The following is a 17,654-nucleotide window of genomic DNA, read 5'->3' on the forward strand; positions in this document are numbered from 1 at the left end:
TTATCAAGTGAAAATCAGCTCCAAAAACCGCCAACCTATGTTCAAAAACCTACCCCAACACGCATAGTAAAACTAAACGCAACAAGCTCATAAAGAGCCCTGCAAAAATAACATATCTTGTTATAGCTAAACGAATAGTTGACACCTTGGTAGCCTTATATAAATTAGACACTACTTGCTTATCTTCTAATAATTGAGTCACCCGCTCTATAATAGTAGGATCTGCGGCTAAGGCTGCTGTTTGATAAACTAATTTCCCATCCAATAACTTCTTATAGAACACAGCTTTTTCCTCTGGATTGCCATATTCAACACAAATAGGCGCCATATACTTTAAGATTCCATAATGACTTAATATGTCCATATCTGCGGGTGTATCATCTTTATAAGATGTATGAAATCCAGAGACTGTCTCTACTACATCCGCTGCAGGATCTCCAGAGATGCCCAAAACTCCAGACTCTGCTTTTTCCCCGGAAGCTACATTATCTCCGTATACGTCTTTATCTCCATATACGCCATTATCTCTATATACGTCATTATCACCATATCGTACCATATAAACCGCTGCCGCTTTCACATCATTAACTATGGCCACTCGAGCACGCACAAACTGCCATACAAGCATACCAAAGAAGCTTAATACTAGACCTAAACAAGCTAGCTTCTCAATGAGTGGTGACCATTCTGAACTTCGCAGAGGTGAAAGATATAGCATGAAGAATGCAAAGCACGCAACGCAAAGCCCTACGCCTTCAGCAATATAGGGCGTTTGTTTGATTACATCCGAAAAAGTAACGGCTACGATGCCTAAGAACAAAGTTACAAAAATCGTAAATCCCATAATACTTATTGGCAGTATCGCTAAGGAAGCAGAAAAATATACCAGGCATAGCCCCACAAAGGCGGACCAAGCGAGCGGCCATACACTTCGAGGCTTGCTAACTAGTTGAAATGTATAAGCAGACATAGGAAATAGTGTACCTGCAAGCAAGGCCACTAAACCATACATCCGTTGTACGCCTAAATAATACAATATATGACCTAAGCCTAATGTAATGGCACCTAATAATATAATCCATAAAAAAACTTTGGATTCTGTTTCATCTAAAAGCCTTCGCAACGGCTCCTGCCTTTTCTCTTTAATAAAAAATGCACTCTTCCAATTCCATGAAAACTTCCATTTTGATGACGCTCCCTTATTATTGGAATTATTCGTATTACTGGTATTACGCGTATTACTGGTATTACTTGCATTATTCGTATTTTTTGTGTTATTCATACTAATCCTCCTTATATGCTACAATCCTCACATATTAGTACCTTTATATCTTCTCCCCTTTATATCTTCTGCCCCTCATAGATTCCCCCCTTACCGGTCAGTAACTTTAGGGGTAGGACGCCTGGTATGCGGGTACGCTTCTGTATTAGTAGCATAACAAATGAAGTGGACAAGGGCGTGTCAGGTTAAAATTCTCTACTATAATAAAATTTTAAAATACAATATAACAAAAACCAGCCCCTTTCGGAGCTGGTTTTCTGCACTTATCTATTTATAGGTCTTTATTGAATTATACATATTAAGATTTTAATCAGATTTTACCATTCGGCAGCGGTGCCATCATAGTTCTCCCACTGAGGATTAGTCCAATTAATGGACGCTTTGCCATGTTCTTCAATAAATTCTTCATTGAGTTTAATGCCTAGGCCTGGGCCTTCTGGAATGGCTACGTCCCCATCTTTATAGTAGAATATTTCCTTATTGTCTACAAAGTCTAAGAGATCAAAGCCTTTATTGTAATGAATACCCAAGGATTGTTCTTGAATGAACACATTTGGCGTGCACACATCCACTTGAAGGGTTGCTGCTAATGCAATAGGACCATATGGGGCATGTGGTGCTACCGCAATATCATAGGCTTCTGCCATGGCCGCAATTTTACGAGTTTCTAAAATACCGCCTACCATAGCCACATCAGGTTGGATAATATCAATGACATTATCGCGGAAAATATTTTTATACGCCCAGCGAGTATACAATCGTTCCCCTGTCGCCAGTGGAGTCGATGTGTGATGGGCAATTTCCTTAAAGGATTCTTCATTTTCAGGAAGTACTACTTCTTCAAGGAACATAGGACGATATGGTTCTAACGCGCAGGCCAGCACTTTAGCCATAGCTTTATGAACACGCCCATGGAAGTCTACTCCAATATTGAGTTTGTCGCCAAACTCTTCTCTCAATGACGCCACCCGTTCAACTACAGCATTTACTTTTTCTAAACTATCAATATAGTGAAGCTCTTCAGTGGCATTCATTTTAATAGAATCAAAACCCTTGTCTACGCGGTCTTGTGCCTGTGCCACTACATCAGAAGGGCGGTCGCCACCAATCCAAGAATATACTTTAATGCGGTCACGGGCCTTACCACCTAGCAACTGCCATACGGGCACACCTAGAGCCTTACCCTTAATATCCCATAGGGCCATTTCAAAACCAGACACGATAGTACCACTAATAGGACCTCCGCGGAAGAAGGAGCGATGAAGTTTTTGCCATAATCGTTCAATATCAAAAGGGTCTTGACCAAGTAAAATTCGATTGCCCCACTCATAAGCGCCAGCAATAACAGTTTCTGTTTTAGTGCCAGAAATCATTTCGCCCCAACCAGTGATACCTTCATCTGTTGTGAGTCTTACAAAAATCCATCTAGGTTTTACCTGAAATAATTCTATATTTGAAATTTTCATTTCATTACCTCCCTGTACTAATCAACTATCTTATGCTTCGCCTTGTTCATTACTAGCAATGGCTTTCTTATACGCTTTTTGTGCAAAATAATATACTACGCCAAGAACAACTAGTAAAATAGGCACTGTAATAATCAAATTATTAATAAATACTTGATATACTAAGAAGCTTAAGGTCATACTTACGGAGGCAAAAGACGAAATCATTTGACCCTTGAAATCAAGACCAGTTTGCGTTGCTACTGCTGTGAGTACTGGAGATGTTAATGTACCTGCATACAAGATTGCTGCCATTACAACAAGACCCATTAAAATACTTCTAAATACATTGCCTCGCGCGATGGCTACAACGAGGGCGATACGGAACGTAATTACAGCGAGGTCAGCGAATGGCATTACGCGGTTACCTGGCAAAATAGCAGCCATTAAAATGGTCAATGGAATCAATACGAGCGCAGTAGTAATAACACGGCTATCGCCAACAACTACAGCCGCATCAAGGCCGATTAAGAACTTACGATTTTTAAAGCGCTTGGACGTAAATTCAGTAGCTGCTTCAGAAATAGGCATCAAACCTTCTACGAAAAGCGATGTCATCTTAGGGATGAGCACCATAACGGCCGCCATATGAACGCCTAAGTTAAAAGCCGCACCTACGCTATATTTAGCAAGACCGCCAATAATACAACCTAAAATGAAACCAAGCATAGTGGATTCACCGAAAATACCTAAATATTTTTGTGCCTTATTAAGGTCCATATTAATTTTATTGATACCAGGCACACGATCAAGAATCCAATTCATAGGATAGGCAATCACCACAGAGGATAAGAAGGACATTGTTGGTAAGGACACATTCGGAATACCAAAGAAGCGTTCTACCAAAGGTGATGTCCAGTCTGATAATTTAAATGTTATAAAAGCCATAACAGCGGCAGATGCAACTGCAACAAAAATATTATTTGTTACAAAGTAAACAAGTACGCCTACAATGGCCATGTGATGATAATTCCAAATATCTACGTCAAGTGTATCAGTAGCTTTTAAGGATAAGAGCACAACGTTTACAAGGAAAATGGTTAAAATTAATAATGGAATAATTGGCGATGCCCACGTAACTGATGCAATGGCACCCCAACCTACGTCGATAATATCGAGTTGCAAGCCGAAATTTTCAACCATCGCCTTAGAAGCAGGACCGATGTTGGCAGCAAGCATATCAATAACTAATTTAATCCCTACAAAACCAATACCTACAGTCAAACCTGAACGAAAGGCACGAGTAATTTTCATACCTAAGCAAAGACCAACCACTGTAATAATTACAGGTAACATAACAAAGGCGCCTGCTTTTAGCAAAGCCTGAAACGCATCATATAAAAATTGCATTACACTACCTCCTATATAAAACTAGGGGCTGAAGTCTTACTTCAGCCAGCCCACACAATAGCAACGCGCTCGTTGCAACAGAATATAATTAGCCCAATGCATTTACAATTTCATCTACTGTAGCCGCCTTGTTAATGCCTGTTAAGAAAGCCATACCAGAAATAATAGGCGTCTGTAGATTCGTTGTATTGTCATAACGACCAGTTGTAACAACTACATCATAATCCGCACCCTTAGCAGGCACTTCTAACAATTTACATTGTTCCACTTTTACTTCAATGCCTTTTTCCTTTAATGCTTCTTTAACCTTCATAGCTACCATTGTTGAAGTTGCAATACCATTACCACAAGCGATCAATACACGTTTCATAATAAATTCCTCCTATACATTACAAAATACTATTTATATTCAACTCTTTATTGCCTTTAATCTATTAAGTTATAGCGTTCCATCCAACGCATTATAGTTTTTCATCTATTACGTTATAACTTCTCATCTAATACGCGAAGGGCTTCATCTAGGTCCTTAGCCTTAGTCAAAGCCGCTAAGTTGCCGTCCCCTTGAATGAACTCAAAAACCTTCTGGAGCATTTCCACATGAGCATGTGCTTCCGTAAGGGCAAACATGAAGAGCACACTAACATCGACTAAATCATCGGGTGCATCCATGCGGTGGAATTTAACAGGATTCTTTAGTACTGCAATACCCAACGTCTTTTGATTTACTAACTCCACTTCCGTATGTGGTACAGCTACATTAATATCGCCACATAATAAACCTGTTGGGTACTCCCCTTCTCGTTCAATAATGCGAGTTAAATACCCTTCCTTTACACGGCCCTGCTCATACAACTGCTCAGCCAGCCAGCGTACAGCAGCTACATTGCTACTGGCCTCTACATCTAAGAAGACACAACTTTTGTCATACATTTTTGAACCCATTACTTTAGAGCCTCCTCTACCACTTGATCAAAGGCTAAGGCTTCGCGCTTCATGGCCTCTAAATCATTTGCTTTTAATACGTCTTTTGAAAATACTCCGCCTAGACCTAAATGACTAGCGCCACGCTGTAAGAGTTCTTTTGCATTACTGATTTTAACGCCGCCTACAGCCATTAAAGGAAAATCCCCTAATGGTGCTTTTACATCTTTAAAATAGGAATCACACACATTAGAAATAGGGAATACCTTTATTACATCAGAGCCATTTTGTAGAGCCTGCCAGATTTCTGTAGGCGAATAAGCGCCACTTACTGTAACCACCTGTTTCGTCTTAGCAAAATCAATAATCTTTTTACTAAGTACCACAGGAGCTAATAAAAATTGTGCGCCTGCTTTAATACTCGCTTCAGCCTGTTCTAAATTAGTCACTGTACCAGCACCTACATTGAGCCGGTCTCCATATTCAGCACTGATTTTTTTAATACAGTCAATGGCCCCCTCTGTATTCATAGTAATTTCTATATTATGAATATGTTTTGTAGGCAAAATAGCCTCACAGACATTTTTTACAACATCATACCCATAGCCCCGCAAAATTACAGTTACAGGACTCAACTGCTCCACCTTCATGTAAATACCTCCTTATCTCTGTCTATGCTTTACATGGATTGCACATGTTCTATACATTATGCGGATTTTACCCTTTTTACGCATTACACGGGTTTTACGCTTTTTATGCCTTACACGGATTGCACGTTTTCTATGCATTGCATGGATTTTACCCTTTCTATGCAGTACACAGACTTCATACTATTTCTGCCCCTTCTTAGAGAAGCTGTAATAGCAGCACTTGTATTAGTAGCACTTGTATTAGTAGTACTTGTATTAGCCGCCAACAAGGTCTCAACCATTATCATGAGTTTCATACCAGCGCGTTATAGCGAGTATATGGTCCTTTGATTTAGCATGACGTATTTTATTTAAATACTCCTCATTGCTTACTAATTCCATAAGTGAATACAGCGCATTTAAATGACTTGTACTATCGGCAGCACTAAGGCCGATAAAAATATCACAAGCACCGCCCTCTTCAACAGATACAGGCGTTTTTAACCTCAAAAGGGAAAATCCTGTTTTCAACGCCCCCTGCTCAAACCCACCATGAGGAAAGGCAATGCCTGGGCCAATAACAATATAAGGACCATATTGATTTACCGATTTCACTGCATTATGGGCAAAAGTCACATCTACATAACCTTCCTTAAGCAATAAATCGGAACTCCTATGAATCGCCTCCTGCCAATCCTTCACTTCTACATCTAGGTCGATGCAATGAATATCCATAAAATCGGAAACAAGACGTTTTTTCTTATTTTCCACTTCTTCCCAGTATGTCAAGGCCGGCACCTCTAAGGCTTCATATAAACCAGGATATTCTTTTGTAGCTTCGCCTAAGTCACGAAGAAGTTTCTTAAGCTTTTGATTGTCCCCTACATGGCGCACACTACTGTGTGTATCGGTTACTTTGCGAAGTAACTCTGAAATTTTTTCAAAGTCTCCTCGTGGTAAATTAACACTTACCGTAATATGTTCCTTATCGAGCCAATCTGGCAAAGGCACCGTAGCTATAACACAGTCTATATTCGTTAAGTCGTATTCGTACAATTCAAATACCTGAATGGTGTCCACAATTTTCATCTTGTATTGACGAAGTAGCTTCGCCTTCAACAATTGCACCGTTCCAATGCCGCTGTTACAAACTAAAAGAGCTCTCACATCAGCATTCAAGGTAGTAAGCTTTTCCATGGCCGCCGATACATGAAGGGCCATATAGGCAATTTCTAAATCACTCAAACTACGACCTAAATAATTTTCAAACACTGATACGGCCGATTTTATTTTCACAATAATATCCATATTCTTTTCCATATAAATACGGATAGATGAGTTTTCTAAATTAGCGGGCACACCATGTTCGGCTATATCTGTCATATGATTACTTAAATTAGCAATTAAATCACGGTCTTTTATAAGATTGAACCCCAATATATCAGACACTTTTTCTAAGAAAATGGTCACTAAAAATTGAATTGATAAATAGGAAAACTCTGGCTTTCGATCGCGTACTACATAGAGACTATTTAAAAAGAAAGCCAATAATTGTACTTCCCATATGGCTGTATCCTTTTCCACTATGCTCAATATGGCCTTGGCCATGTCATAACGCACTTTGGACTGCTTCTCCTCACCCATCATAACCAGTGGGGCCGCCGTCACAGTTTCTCGATAGGCAATGAGCAAAATATATTGCCGCAAGGCCTCTAAGGATTCTTCAGTGAAAAAGAATTTTTGTGCCATCATCAAATCAACAATATGAAGATATACTTGATGGCTTAATTCTAAAATATTAGGACAGAGCTGCGGCATACTATCGCGAATAAAGAGCCGCAATATAAATAAATGGGATTTATAGGCATTAAAAAATGCTTTGCGAATAGCGAACTCATCACCTTCCACTGCGATGCCCTTCGCCGATTTATTTACAATGCTAATATCATAGGCTTCTAGCCTTTGTCGTAGTAATTTGAGATCTTTTAACAAAGTAGACCGGGATACTAATACAATTTCAGCTAAGCGATCAATGGTTATATCCGGCGTCACTAGCAAAGCCCAAAAAACTAGAACGATTCGTTCATCCCCAGTGAGTTCATAATCTTTGTAAGATAATTGATTCTTCAAAAAATTATCTAGCACTTCCCTTTGTTCTAAGGAAATGCTTTTATCCTCACTGAGCTCAATAGTATCTAATTGATAGGAGCTTAAGAAATCATTAATCTCTAGAAGATCATTGTAAACGGTCCGTTCCGTCCGACCCATCAAGGTGGCCAATTTCTTAATTGTATAAAATTGCGGATCTACTAAAATGCGCTGCAAAATTTGTACTTGTCTATGATTCATGGCCCCTCCTTTACAATGATAATTTCTCATACTTACATATCACTTTTCACATCTTTGTCTTTATGATAAACAAATAGCCCTTGTAAAAGAAGAACAAACTCTTACAAGGGCATTGAAATTTTTTATTTTGTTTTATAAAAGTACTATTTTATAAGCTAATATAAGTACCAAGACATTTGATGCTGTGTAATTGTAATACGTACTAGCTTGAAATCATTCCTATAGTTAAAGGATAAATTTTCTAGTTAATTGATGATACTTTTAGTTAACTGATGATGCTTCTAGTTAAGAAATAATGCTTATAGTTAAATAATGATACCTCTAGTTAAGGGATGATGCTTCCATATCTGGTACAAATTCACCATTTTGATTGCGAATTTCCATTTCTTCTTTTTGCGCTTTTAAAGATGGATCATTAAGTGTACCAAGAAGTCGACCATATAAGAAGTGATAGCACAAGAAGGCTACAATGGCAATTGCTGCGGTAAGTAAGAACATATTGGTAAAACCAATGAGTTCCTTAATGCCACCTAAGGCATAGGGACCAAAGCCAAGACCTAAGTCAAGAGCAATAAAATAGGTTGAAGTAGCAATCCCAATGCGATGGAATGGAACCATTTTTACAACTACGGCCTGACCATTAGACATGTATGTACCATAACCTAAACCAACAAAAATAGCAGATAGTAAAATCATCCAGCTAGCTGTGGCATAGGCTAATAATAAAATGCCAATAGCAAGGGAAATAAAGCAAGGGTATAATACATAGTTTTCACCCTTTCGGTCAAATAATAGGCCAAGAGATGGACGAGTTAACGTAATAATAACGGCATACACAACAAAGAACCAGGTACCAGCTTGTACCATGTTAATTTCACGAGTATAAGACGCCATAAAGCCTAATATACCAGAATAAGCGAAACCAACTAAAATGGAAACAAGTGTAATGGAATTAACACGAGGTTCTAAATAATCAGAAATTTTACGTCCTGATTCTTCTTTTAAAACAGCGTCACTAAATACTGGTTCATCATATTTCATCATAAAGGCACCAACTACACAAAGTGCTACTAACACTACGCAAAGGGCGATGATAAAATTAAAACTTGTTGTAGATAATAAGAAAATACCTAAAAATGGTCCAATAGCAGCGGCAAGGCTAGTACTTAAACCATAGTAGTTAATGCCTTCGCCACGACGCGATTTAGGAATAACACTGGCTACGATTGTACTAGTAGCTGTGGAGGTAACACCATAGGCAAAGCCATTGATAAAGCGCACTATGTCAAGAACAATTAAGTTTGGCATGTAGAAATAAAGTGCTGTGGAAATAAGATAAATAAAAAGTCCGCCATAAAGCACTTTACGACTACCCAAGGTAGTTACAAAACGGCCGGCAAAAATACGTGCCACTACGGTACCTATAATATAGATACCAACAGCAAGACCGGCTTGGCTTGAAGTGGCATGCAAAGTATCCTTTGCCACAACCGCAATGATTACGATCAATAAATAATAAATCAAAAACACCAATAAGTTAATTACTGTGTCAAGCATGAACGGTAATGTCCAAAGCTTTTCTTTTTTAGCCTCCATAGCTAATAACATCTCCTCAATAAAATATTATTAATAAAACCTCATTACAGTGGCTAATTATATCTACCTTAGTTCATTCTGTAAAACAGTAAAAGACGAAGTTTGTTATTAATTTAATTGATGATAAGTATTTTACCTTGATTTTAGTCATATATAGCTTTTGGTTATCAATCAGTATGCCTAAGCAATATATAAAACTATGGCTCCCTAAATCAAAAGGTCCCTTTCATTTGTAATTTTTCATTTTGTGTATTACAAGAAGATTTTAGTCTTCTACTAATTGACTCTACAACTACATATGATATAATAAAATTACAAAGAGAGTTTTTAATGTACCATCACGTTAGGCTCATTTACATAGAACGGATTTTATAAGTCTAACGTATCAAAGTATTTAGAACACGTCTCTTACGTTAGACTGTTTTATTTATAGTGGATTAAATATCATTAACTTTACTACTATTACATAAATCGCCAAATATTCCTAACGAAAGCGTTTCAAATACAAATACCACCACCTTATAATAGGAGCCTACGGTATATTAAAAACTCTCTCCTACTTATGTTGAGAAAAATTTTACATAATATTGTGACTATTAACTTGCCATGTTAATCCTTCCTCACAATATGAAAAGAGACTGTAATGACAGGTATCTATCAGTACCATATCATTACAGTCTCTTTCTTTGTTTTGTCCTATAAGCTTATAAGCCTAACCTTATATAAACCTTAATTTAAGTCAAATCTTATAAAATGGAGCGGTAAATTTCTTCGATTTCGCCTTGAGATACGTCACGAGGATTACCAGGTGTACAAGCATCTTTAGCAGCTGATTCAGCTAGGAATGCAATATCTTCCTCTTTTACACCCGCCGCAAGAAGGCTCTTAGGAATTTCTACATCGTCAGCTAATTGCTGAATGGCATCAATAGCTGCTTTTTGATACTCTTCCTTGCTCATGCCGTCTACATTTTGTACACCCATAGCCTTAGCTAAATCGCGATATTTTTCACCTGTAGCTGGTGCATTGAATTTAAGTACTGCTGTAAGCATCATAGCACAAGCTTTACCATGTGGAATATCATATAAAGCGCTCAACGGATGTGCCATAGAGTGAACAATACCAAGCCCTACATTGGAGAAACCCATGCCTGCAATATATTGGCCAAGAGCCATTTGTTCGCGTGCTTTAGCATCGCCAGCTACTGCGGAGCGTAAGGAGCGAGAAATAATTTCGATTGCTTTAAGATGAAGCATATCCGTCATTTCCCAAGCACCCTTAGTAATGAAGCCTTCCACAGCATGAACTAAAGCGTCCATCCCCGTAGCCGCACAAAGACCTTTTGGCATACCCATAGACATATCAGGGTCAACAATGGCAACGATTGGGATGTCATGAGGATCCGCACACACGAATTTACGATGTTTTTCTTCGTCTGTAATTACATAGTTAATTGTAACTTCAGCAGCTGTACCAGATGTAGTTGTTACGGCAATAATAGGCAAGCATTTATTCTTAGTATCTGCTACCCCTTCGAGGCTGCGCACATCAGCAAACTCAGGATTTGTCATAATAATGGCAATGGCTTTACTTGTATCAATGGTACTGCCCCCACCAATAGCAACGATGCAGTCAGCACCTGCTTTTTTACAAGCAGCTACACCATCTTGCACGTTTTTAATAGTTGGATTAGCTTTTAATTCATCAAAAATTTCATACGCTACGCCAGCTTCATCTAAAAGAGCTGTTACTTTAGTAGCTACGCCGAATTTGATTAAATCCTTGTCAGTAGTTACAAGTACCTTCTTCAAATTGTTAGCCTTCAACTCGCCCACAATTTTCTGAATGGCACCAAAGCCAAAATAAGATGTTTCATTTAAAATCATACGGTTTACCATAATGCTATGCCTCCTAATTGAGTAACACTAAAATTGATTTGTCATCTGGATAAAATACCGCTTGGATAAAATACTGCTTTATATTATCCCTTACATCATACTTATACTATTCGACCATAAAGGGTCATTTCCCTGCTTTTAATTTCCCCTTTTTATTTTACGCGTCAACTAAATTATTTATTACGCCACAAGGCATTAGCCACTGGTTCTAAGGCCTTTTTCTCACCTTCAGTTAATGGCTTAATAGGTACACGGCAATATTCCTGCATAGGATAGCCTTTTTCCTTTAAGGCCCATTTCATAACTGGATTAAATGGCGTATGTACTTCATAGAAAGCAAAGTAAGCATCAATTTGACGTTGTAACTCTTGAAGTTCGCCTAAGTTTTCAGCCTTCAATGCTTTTACAACTTTAGCACACATAGCTGCATCTACATTAGACAGTGCCCCTATACAACCATCACCACCAGAAATGACAGATGGAATACAGTTATTATCATAACCAGTAAAGATTTTAAAATCTGCATATTTAGGTTTGATAAACTGAATATATCGCTGTGTATGACGAAGTACAGGATGCGTGTCTTTAACGCCCACTAAATTATCATGTTTCTCACGCAAGGAAAGGAGCATTTCAGCACTCACATCATAACCTGTGCGATCCGCATAATTATATAAGTACACAGGCCCATTAATAGCGCTCAATACTTCATCATAATAAGCCCATACATCTTGTTCATTACAAGCACTGTAATACGGACCCACGATGATAACCGCATCAGCACCAGCTGCTAGCACTTCATTGGAAAGCTGAATCGTCTCTGCTTTAACCATGCGCCCTGTGCCGGCAATGATTTCCCATTTACCCTTTGTATACGAAATAGCATCTAAAATAAATTCTTTAATTTCATCATAGGAAAATGCGTAGAATTCGCCTGCACTTCCGCCTACTAACACACCATCTAGGCCAGCTTCAATTAAACGGTCATAAAAGGCATGCATTTCTTCATAGTTTACTGACTCATCTTGATTCATAGAGGTCAGTATAGGACATATATATTTTGCATTCATTGGTCTAACTCCCTTTTATTTCTTGTTTAAATCATATACTAAATCCATATTAGCCCACCACTCATCCTTGTAGGCCCCTTCAATGCGGGTCTGGCATGGATCGGTTTCGCGCCACCATCGTTGTGTTTCTAGGTCCTGCGCCATTTTAGCCATATCATAGGCAAAATCATCACCTTCATAAACCATGATGGAGAATAATAAATCATCGCGATTGAAAATCTTGTATTTTGTAATCCCGCATTCGCGAATCATTTTGTTTACACTAGAGAATGGATTGGCATGAAGCTCTTTGTAATATTCTGCTTTTTCAGGACGCAATTTAATAACGCTGGCAAACACTTGAGGCGTATTGATTTTGTATAATTTCTTTGCATTTTTTGAGAAAATATCTGGGTCATCTTGGAAATACTCGCGTACCGCCTGTAAATGACTGTCAAAGGATGCATATAATTCCACTACTGGGAAGTTTGACGCATAAAGTAATTTACCATGATCAAAAGTCCCACTAATAAAATCTAAAAGCTCTTTTACAAACGTTTTATTTTCTGTCGCAAAACCTGATACTTTACAATACACATTAGGCAGGCTAGCCAATTTGGTCATAGCCTCTTTATAAGCCGGCGTCAATTCCGTTACATTGCCACAATGGTTAACCACTAGCTTCAAGCTAGGCACTTCAGCTGCCGCTTGATAAATATCAAGCAACTCTTCTACGCGATTACAGCTTTCAAAGATTAAGCCTTTTTCCGCTAAGACTTCCAACCCTTCAATAAAGCTGCGCTCTAAGCAGCGACCGCGCGGTGCCGTATCAATGTGTAGGGGTTCGCGAACCCCTACAATTCCTGATGGCAAGCGCACATGACCACTTAAATTCCGCACGCGCATTGTTTTAGCTAAAATGTATGGACTATTAAGATTGAATATATATTCATCTTCTTTTATCGCATTATCACAGTCTACCTCAACATAGATGCCGCCTTTAAAATCTACGCCTGCTTTAGCATATTCTTTTACTAAATCATCCATAGAAAAGCTGCGTCTAATAATCCCTTTGCACGAATTGAGCCAAGGTAGATGCAACACATCTAAATCCCAAATATGAAAATGGGAATCTACTATCTCCAACATATGTAAAAACTCCTTTCCTGCTATCTAAAGCAAGGACAGTATCCCTTATTCACCTTGATGAACACCTTTAAGTCCATACCAAGCCACATACAAGAAGCAAGGTGTTAAGAGTAAGAAGCTAGCCCCTGTGCCCCATTGGTCAGCAATATGCCCCATAAAGAATGGCATGAATGCACCACCTACGATACTCATAATGAGTAAACTAGACGCTTTCTTTACACAGTTTTCAGGGATTTTCACAACTGATAAGGCAAAGATCGTAGGGAAGCTAATGGACATGAAGAAGAAGGATAACCAGAGCACGATAACAGCTGGTAAATCATGTACGAATTGTAACACAATCATAATCCCAGCATTGATTAAGGAATAAATAGCTAATAATACATTACTCTTAACTTTTTTCATAATTGGCGTAGTCACTACACGACCGATTAAGAAAGCTACCAAGGCAATACTAAAGAAGTAGGCTGCTTGATGGTCCCCTAGACCTTGCCAGTGTTCTACGCAATAGTTAATAAAGAAAGCACCAGCACCAACTTGTGCAGCAATATACAAGAATTCAGCAATAACACCTAAACGAAAATGGCGATATTTAAATAAGGTACTGTAAGAACCAGTATCTCCTTCAGCAGCTGTAACAGCTTTATCGCCAGCGGCTTCGCTTACTTCAGAGCCTTCAGGCATTTTAGCTAAGAAGAACAATACTAGCACCGCTAATACAACGACAGCAATACCAACATATACCATTTGTACATTGGACATGTTTTGGTCCACATCGCCATGAGATAGGGAGAGGAATAAAGCGCCCCCTACGATAGGTCCTAAGAACTGACCCACCCCATTAAAGCTTTGGGCCATATTAATACGGAACGCCGCGTCTTCATCACTCCCTAGCTTTGTAATATAAGGGTTCGCATTTGTCTCTAAACTACCAAGACCGCAGGCGATGATGAAGAAAGCTAATAAGAATAAATTAAAGCTCTGCGCATTACTAGCAGGGATAATAAGCAAGGCCCCTAAGGCATAGAGGGCAAGCCCCATAATAATCCCGCCTTTATAGCCAAATTTTGTAGCTATCATTGACGCTGGAATGGCGATAACAAAATATCCACCAAAATACGCCGCTTGCAATAAGCCCGACACGGCTTTAGTAATGCCTAGATGGTTTTGGAAGTTTTTATTCATAACATCCAATAAGCCATAGCTAAAGCCCCAAAGGAAGAATAGGGACGTAACTAACCAAAAGGCAATTTTAATATTTCTACTCGTTACAACCTTATTAACTACATTTGAATTACTGCTCATAATAACTTCCTCCTAGCTTAAGGCACGATCGAGGTGTACATAACCACCATCAACAAAAATCCATTGACCTGTTGTATGAGAGGATTTAGGTGATAATACGAATACCGCTGTATCGGCAATTTCTTCCACGCTTGTAAAACGGCGTTCAAATGGAATCTTATCAGTGATTACTTTTTTACGAGCTTCTGGGTCATCAAAAGTTTTAATCCAATTAGCATACAATGGAGTCCAGCATTCACTTACAACAATGCAATTGCTGCGCACGCCATCATCAAGAAGTGCGGCAGCCCATTCACGAGTCAGCCCTAAAATAGCCCCTTTAGCAGCTGCATACGCACTTGTTTTGCCTTGACCAGTAAGTGCTGTTTTAGAACCGATGTTTAAGATAGAACCTTTTGATTCACGCAAATAATCAATGGATGCATGAACGAGTTCATAGTAATGAGTTAAATTACCATGTAAGCTCTTTTCAAAGTCTTCCCAGGAAGTTGAGTCTAAATCTTTATTGTCATTAGCCCCTGCATTATTTACAATCCCATAAATGCCGCCCCGTTTTTTAGCTACTTCATCAACAATGCCTTTGATTTTATCGGTTTCATTAAGATCGATTTCATAGAAATCATAATCTGTGGTAATCGCTTCTATTTGACTTTTAAATTCATCATCAAGTGGTGAACGAGTTAAAATAACAGGAATCGCTCCTTCTTTAGCAAGTGATAAGGTGATGCCACTGCCAATCCCTTTGCTACCACCTGTAACGATAACTACTTTCCCTTTTAATTGCAAATCCATGATTCATTCCTCCTAAATACACTATTACACAAAATATATAAATTATATTTCCTATGGCTCCTTACCTAGCCATTTTCAACCAAGAAAGTTAAACTGTTGTAGCTAAGCGCCAAATAGAGAAGTCATTTTGCTCATTAATTTCGGCCTTAGTCATTTCTCCATCACCATATGTAACTATGGCTTCGACAATTTCAACGCCTACGTCTTTAATCGTCTTCTTACCATCTACAATGGTGCCCCCATTTAAATCAATAGAGTCATTCATATTTTCAAAAGTAAAGGTGTTAGATGCAATTTTAATTGTTGGTGTAATAGGACTGCCCGTTGGTGTCCCGCGGCCAGTTGTAAATACGCAAATATTACAACCACCTGCCACCATACCGCTAAGCTGTTCAATATCATTACCTGGCGTATTCATAAACGTAAGGCCTTTATCAGTAATCGGTGCTGCATATGGTTTTACTGCCACCACTGGAGAGTTCCCAGCTTTATAAATGCACCCCAACGATTTTTCTTCAATACTACTAAGTCCCCCCTCAATATTCCCTGGGCTTGGGTTAGCGCCGCGAATATCAGCATGAGAATCGAGTACTACCTTTTCATATCCTTTAATAGTATCTAAAATAGCCTGTTGTACTTCTGGTGTAACACCGCGCTGAGCTAGAATATGTTCAGCCCCAATAAGTTCCGTTGTTTCCGCTAATATAACGGCACCACCTTGGCTTACTACTATGTCAGAGGCTACGCCGAGCGCTGGATTGGCACTAAGCCCTGAGAAGCTATCACTACCGCCGCATTCAGTACCTAGTACTACATCAGTTAAGTCCCCTTCACTACGCGTTTCTTTTAACGCATCTTGAAGCATAGCTTTCACAAGCTCCATACCTTTTTTAATACTCTTATCAGTGCCGCCACATTCTTGAATATTAAAGAATTCAACCCGCTTATATGGTGCCCGCTCTTTAATCTTTTTAGCTGTTTCTTCTGCCTGCACAACTTCACAACCAAGACCTACAAGTAATACAGCATACACATTAGGATTAGCTGCCGTCCCTACAATAACATCTGTAGTTTGATCTGCATCATAGGAAAGCTCACTACAACCATGTTGATGACTTACATATACCACCTTCGTATCATCCCGTCGTGGTGTATCACTATACATAACACCATTAGCAATACGCTCTACTACTTTATTAGCACAATGTACGCTAGGAATTACAAGTACATGATTGCGGAAGCCAAAACTACCATCAGGGCGACGATAGCCTGTTAAGTGATACTTTGTATCTACATGTTCTACCACTTTATTGCGGTTTCCGTCTTGTTCAATGTGACGAACTGAAGTGTCCACATCGCCGCGCCCGCGTTCACCTTCAATATTATGAACATGAACCCATTGACCTGCTTCAATATCCACTTCAGCTATGCCAATATGGGAGTCGTATTTAATAACCGGTTGGCCCTTAGCAATCGCTTCAGTAGCAAATTTATGCCCCTTCGGAATATCTTCCTTAATCGTTACATCTAATACAACATCACCTTTATGCAAAGGTTCAATGGCTGTTGCCACATTGTCAATTGCACCCACATGAATGCCTTTCATACGTACACCTCCGTCATAATCACACGCCTACACATTCGTATATAAGTAAATTAATATTTTTTTCGTACGCTCTATGAGTTAATCTTATACTTGTTATACGTATAAGTCAATAATTTACGTATATACGTATTGCCAATAATGCATATGCAAGCTAAAATATCTATTACTTTTGCACTTTCCACATATGAGTAGGCATATATCAATTAATGTGCTAAAATAAAAC

At 38.8% G+C, this 17,654-nt stretch carries 14 protein-coding genes; all 14 read right to left on the reverse strand.

Going from position 1 to position 17,654, the window contains the following annotated elements:
• Nucleotides 1–49: 49 nt before the first annotated feature.
• The 14 genes from Q0376_RS01175 to Q0376_RS01240 all read right to left on the reverse strand — a co-directional run bounded on the left by Q0376_RS01175 (nucleotide 50) and on the right by Q0376_RS01240 (nucleotide 17,431).
• Nucleotides 50–1,282, reverse strand: coding sequence for a hypothetical protein (locus Q0376_RS01175; protein ID WP_298703167.1), 1,233 nt, complete (start codon nucleotides 1,280–1,282; stop codon nucleotides 50–52).
• Nucleotides 1,283–1,599: 317 nt separating this feature from the next.
• Nucleotides 1,600–2,748, reverse strand: a complete 1,149-nt coding sequence (gene dgoD / locus Q0376_RS01180; protein WP_298703170.1) for a galactonate dehydratase — start codon at nucleotides 2,746–2,748, stop codon at nucleotides 1,600–1,602.
• A 30-nt stretch (nucleotides 2,749–2,778) separates the two neighbouring features.
• Entirely contained in the window at nucleotides 2,779–4,137 is a 1,359-nt protein-coding gene (locus Q0376_RS01185; protein WP_298703172.1) for a PTS galactitol transporter subunit IIC, read from the reverse strand.
• An 88-nt stretch (nucleotides 4,138–4,225) separates the two neighbouring features.
• Nucleotides 4,226–4,507 (reverse strand): PTS sugar transporter subunit IIB, encoded by a 282-nt coding sequence (locus Q0376_RS01190; protein WP_298703174.1) that lies wholly within the window; start codon nucleotides 4,505–4,507, stop codon nucleotides 4,226–4,228.
• Between the two features lie 113 nt (nucleotides 4,508–4,620).
• Nucleotides 4,621–5,079, reverse strand: a complete 459-nt coding sequence (locus tag Q0376_RS01195) for a PTS sugar transporter subunit IIA (protein ID WP_298703176.1) — start codon at nucleotides 5,077–5,079, stop codon at nucleotides 4,621–4,623.
• Entirely contained in the window at nucleotides 5,079–5,708 is a 630-nt protein-coding gene (locus Q0376_RS01200) for a bifunctional 4-hydroxy-2-oxoglutarate aldolase/2-dehydro-3-deoxy-phosphogluconate aldolase (RefSeq protein WP_298703178.1), read from the reverse strand. Before Q0376_RS01200 ends, Q0376_RS01195 begins: the two co-directional genes overlap by 1 nt.
• A 273-nt stretch (nucleotides 5,709–5,981) precedes the next feature.
• Entirely contained in the window at nucleotides 5,982–8,036 is a 2,055-nt protein-coding gene (locus Q0376_RS01205) for a BglG family transcription antiterminator (RefSeq protein ID WP_298703180.1), read from the reverse strand.
• Between the two features lie 321 nt (nucleotides 8,037–8,357).
• The gene (locus Q0376_RS01210; RefSeq protein WP_298703182.1) at nucleotides 8,358–9,632 is read right to left on the reverse strand and encodes an MFS transporter; all 1,275 of its coding nucleotides are present in this window, start codon (nucleotides 9,630–9,632) and stop codon (nucleotides 8,358–8,360) included.
• A gap of 746 nt (nucleotides 9,633–10,378) precedes the next feature.
• Nucleotides 10,379–11,530, reverse strand: coding sequence for a lactaldehyde reductase (gene fucO, locus Q0376_RS01215; RefSeq protein WP_298703184.1), 1,152 nt, complete (start codon nucleotides 11,528–11,530; stop codon nucleotides 10,379–10,381).
• Nucleotides 11,531–11,703: 173 nt separating this feature from the next.
• Complete coding sequence (locus tag Q0376_RS01220) at nucleotides 11,704–12,600, reverse strand: dihydrodipicolinate synthase family protein (protein WP_298703186.1); 897 nt, start codon at nucleotides 12,598–12,600, stop codon at nucleotides 11,704–11,706.
• A 15-nt stretch (nucleotides 12,601–12,615) separates the two neighbouring features.
• Nucleotides 12,616–13,728: an L-rhamnose mutarotase gene (locus Q0376_RS01225; protein WP_298703188.1), complete on the reverse strand. Its 1,113-nt coding sequence runs from the start codon at nucleotides 13,726–13,728 to the stop codon at nucleotides 12,616–12,618.
• Between the two features lie 45 nt (nucleotides 13,729–13,773).
• Nucleotides 13,774–15,033 (reverse strand): L-fucose:H+ symporter permease, encoded by a 1,260-nt coding sequence (fucP, locus tag Q0376_RS01230; protein ID WP_298703190.1) that lies wholly within the window; start codon nucleotides 15,031–15,033, stop codon nucleotides 13,774–13,776.
• A gap of 12 nt (nucleotides 15,034–15,045) precedes the next feature.
• A complete protein-coding gene (locus tag Q0376_RS01235) occupies nucleotides 15,046–15,825 on the reverse strand; it encodes an SDR family oxidoreductase (RefSeq protein WP_298703191.1) in 780 nt (259 codons plus the stop codon).
• Nucleotides 15,826–15,913: 88 nt separating this feature from the next.
• Nucleotides 15,914–17,431, reverse strand: a complete 1,518-nt coding sequence (locus Q0376_RS01240) for a UxaA family hydrolase (RefSeq protein WP_298703193.1) — start codon at nucleotides 17,429–17,431, stop codon at nucleotides 15,914–15,916.
• Nucleotides 17,432–17,654: the final 223 nt, after the last annotated feature.

Source organism: uncultured Veillonella sp. (genome assembly GCF_937981445.1).
GTDB lineage: Bacteria > Bacillota > Negativicutes > Veillonellales > Veillonellaceae > Veillonella_A.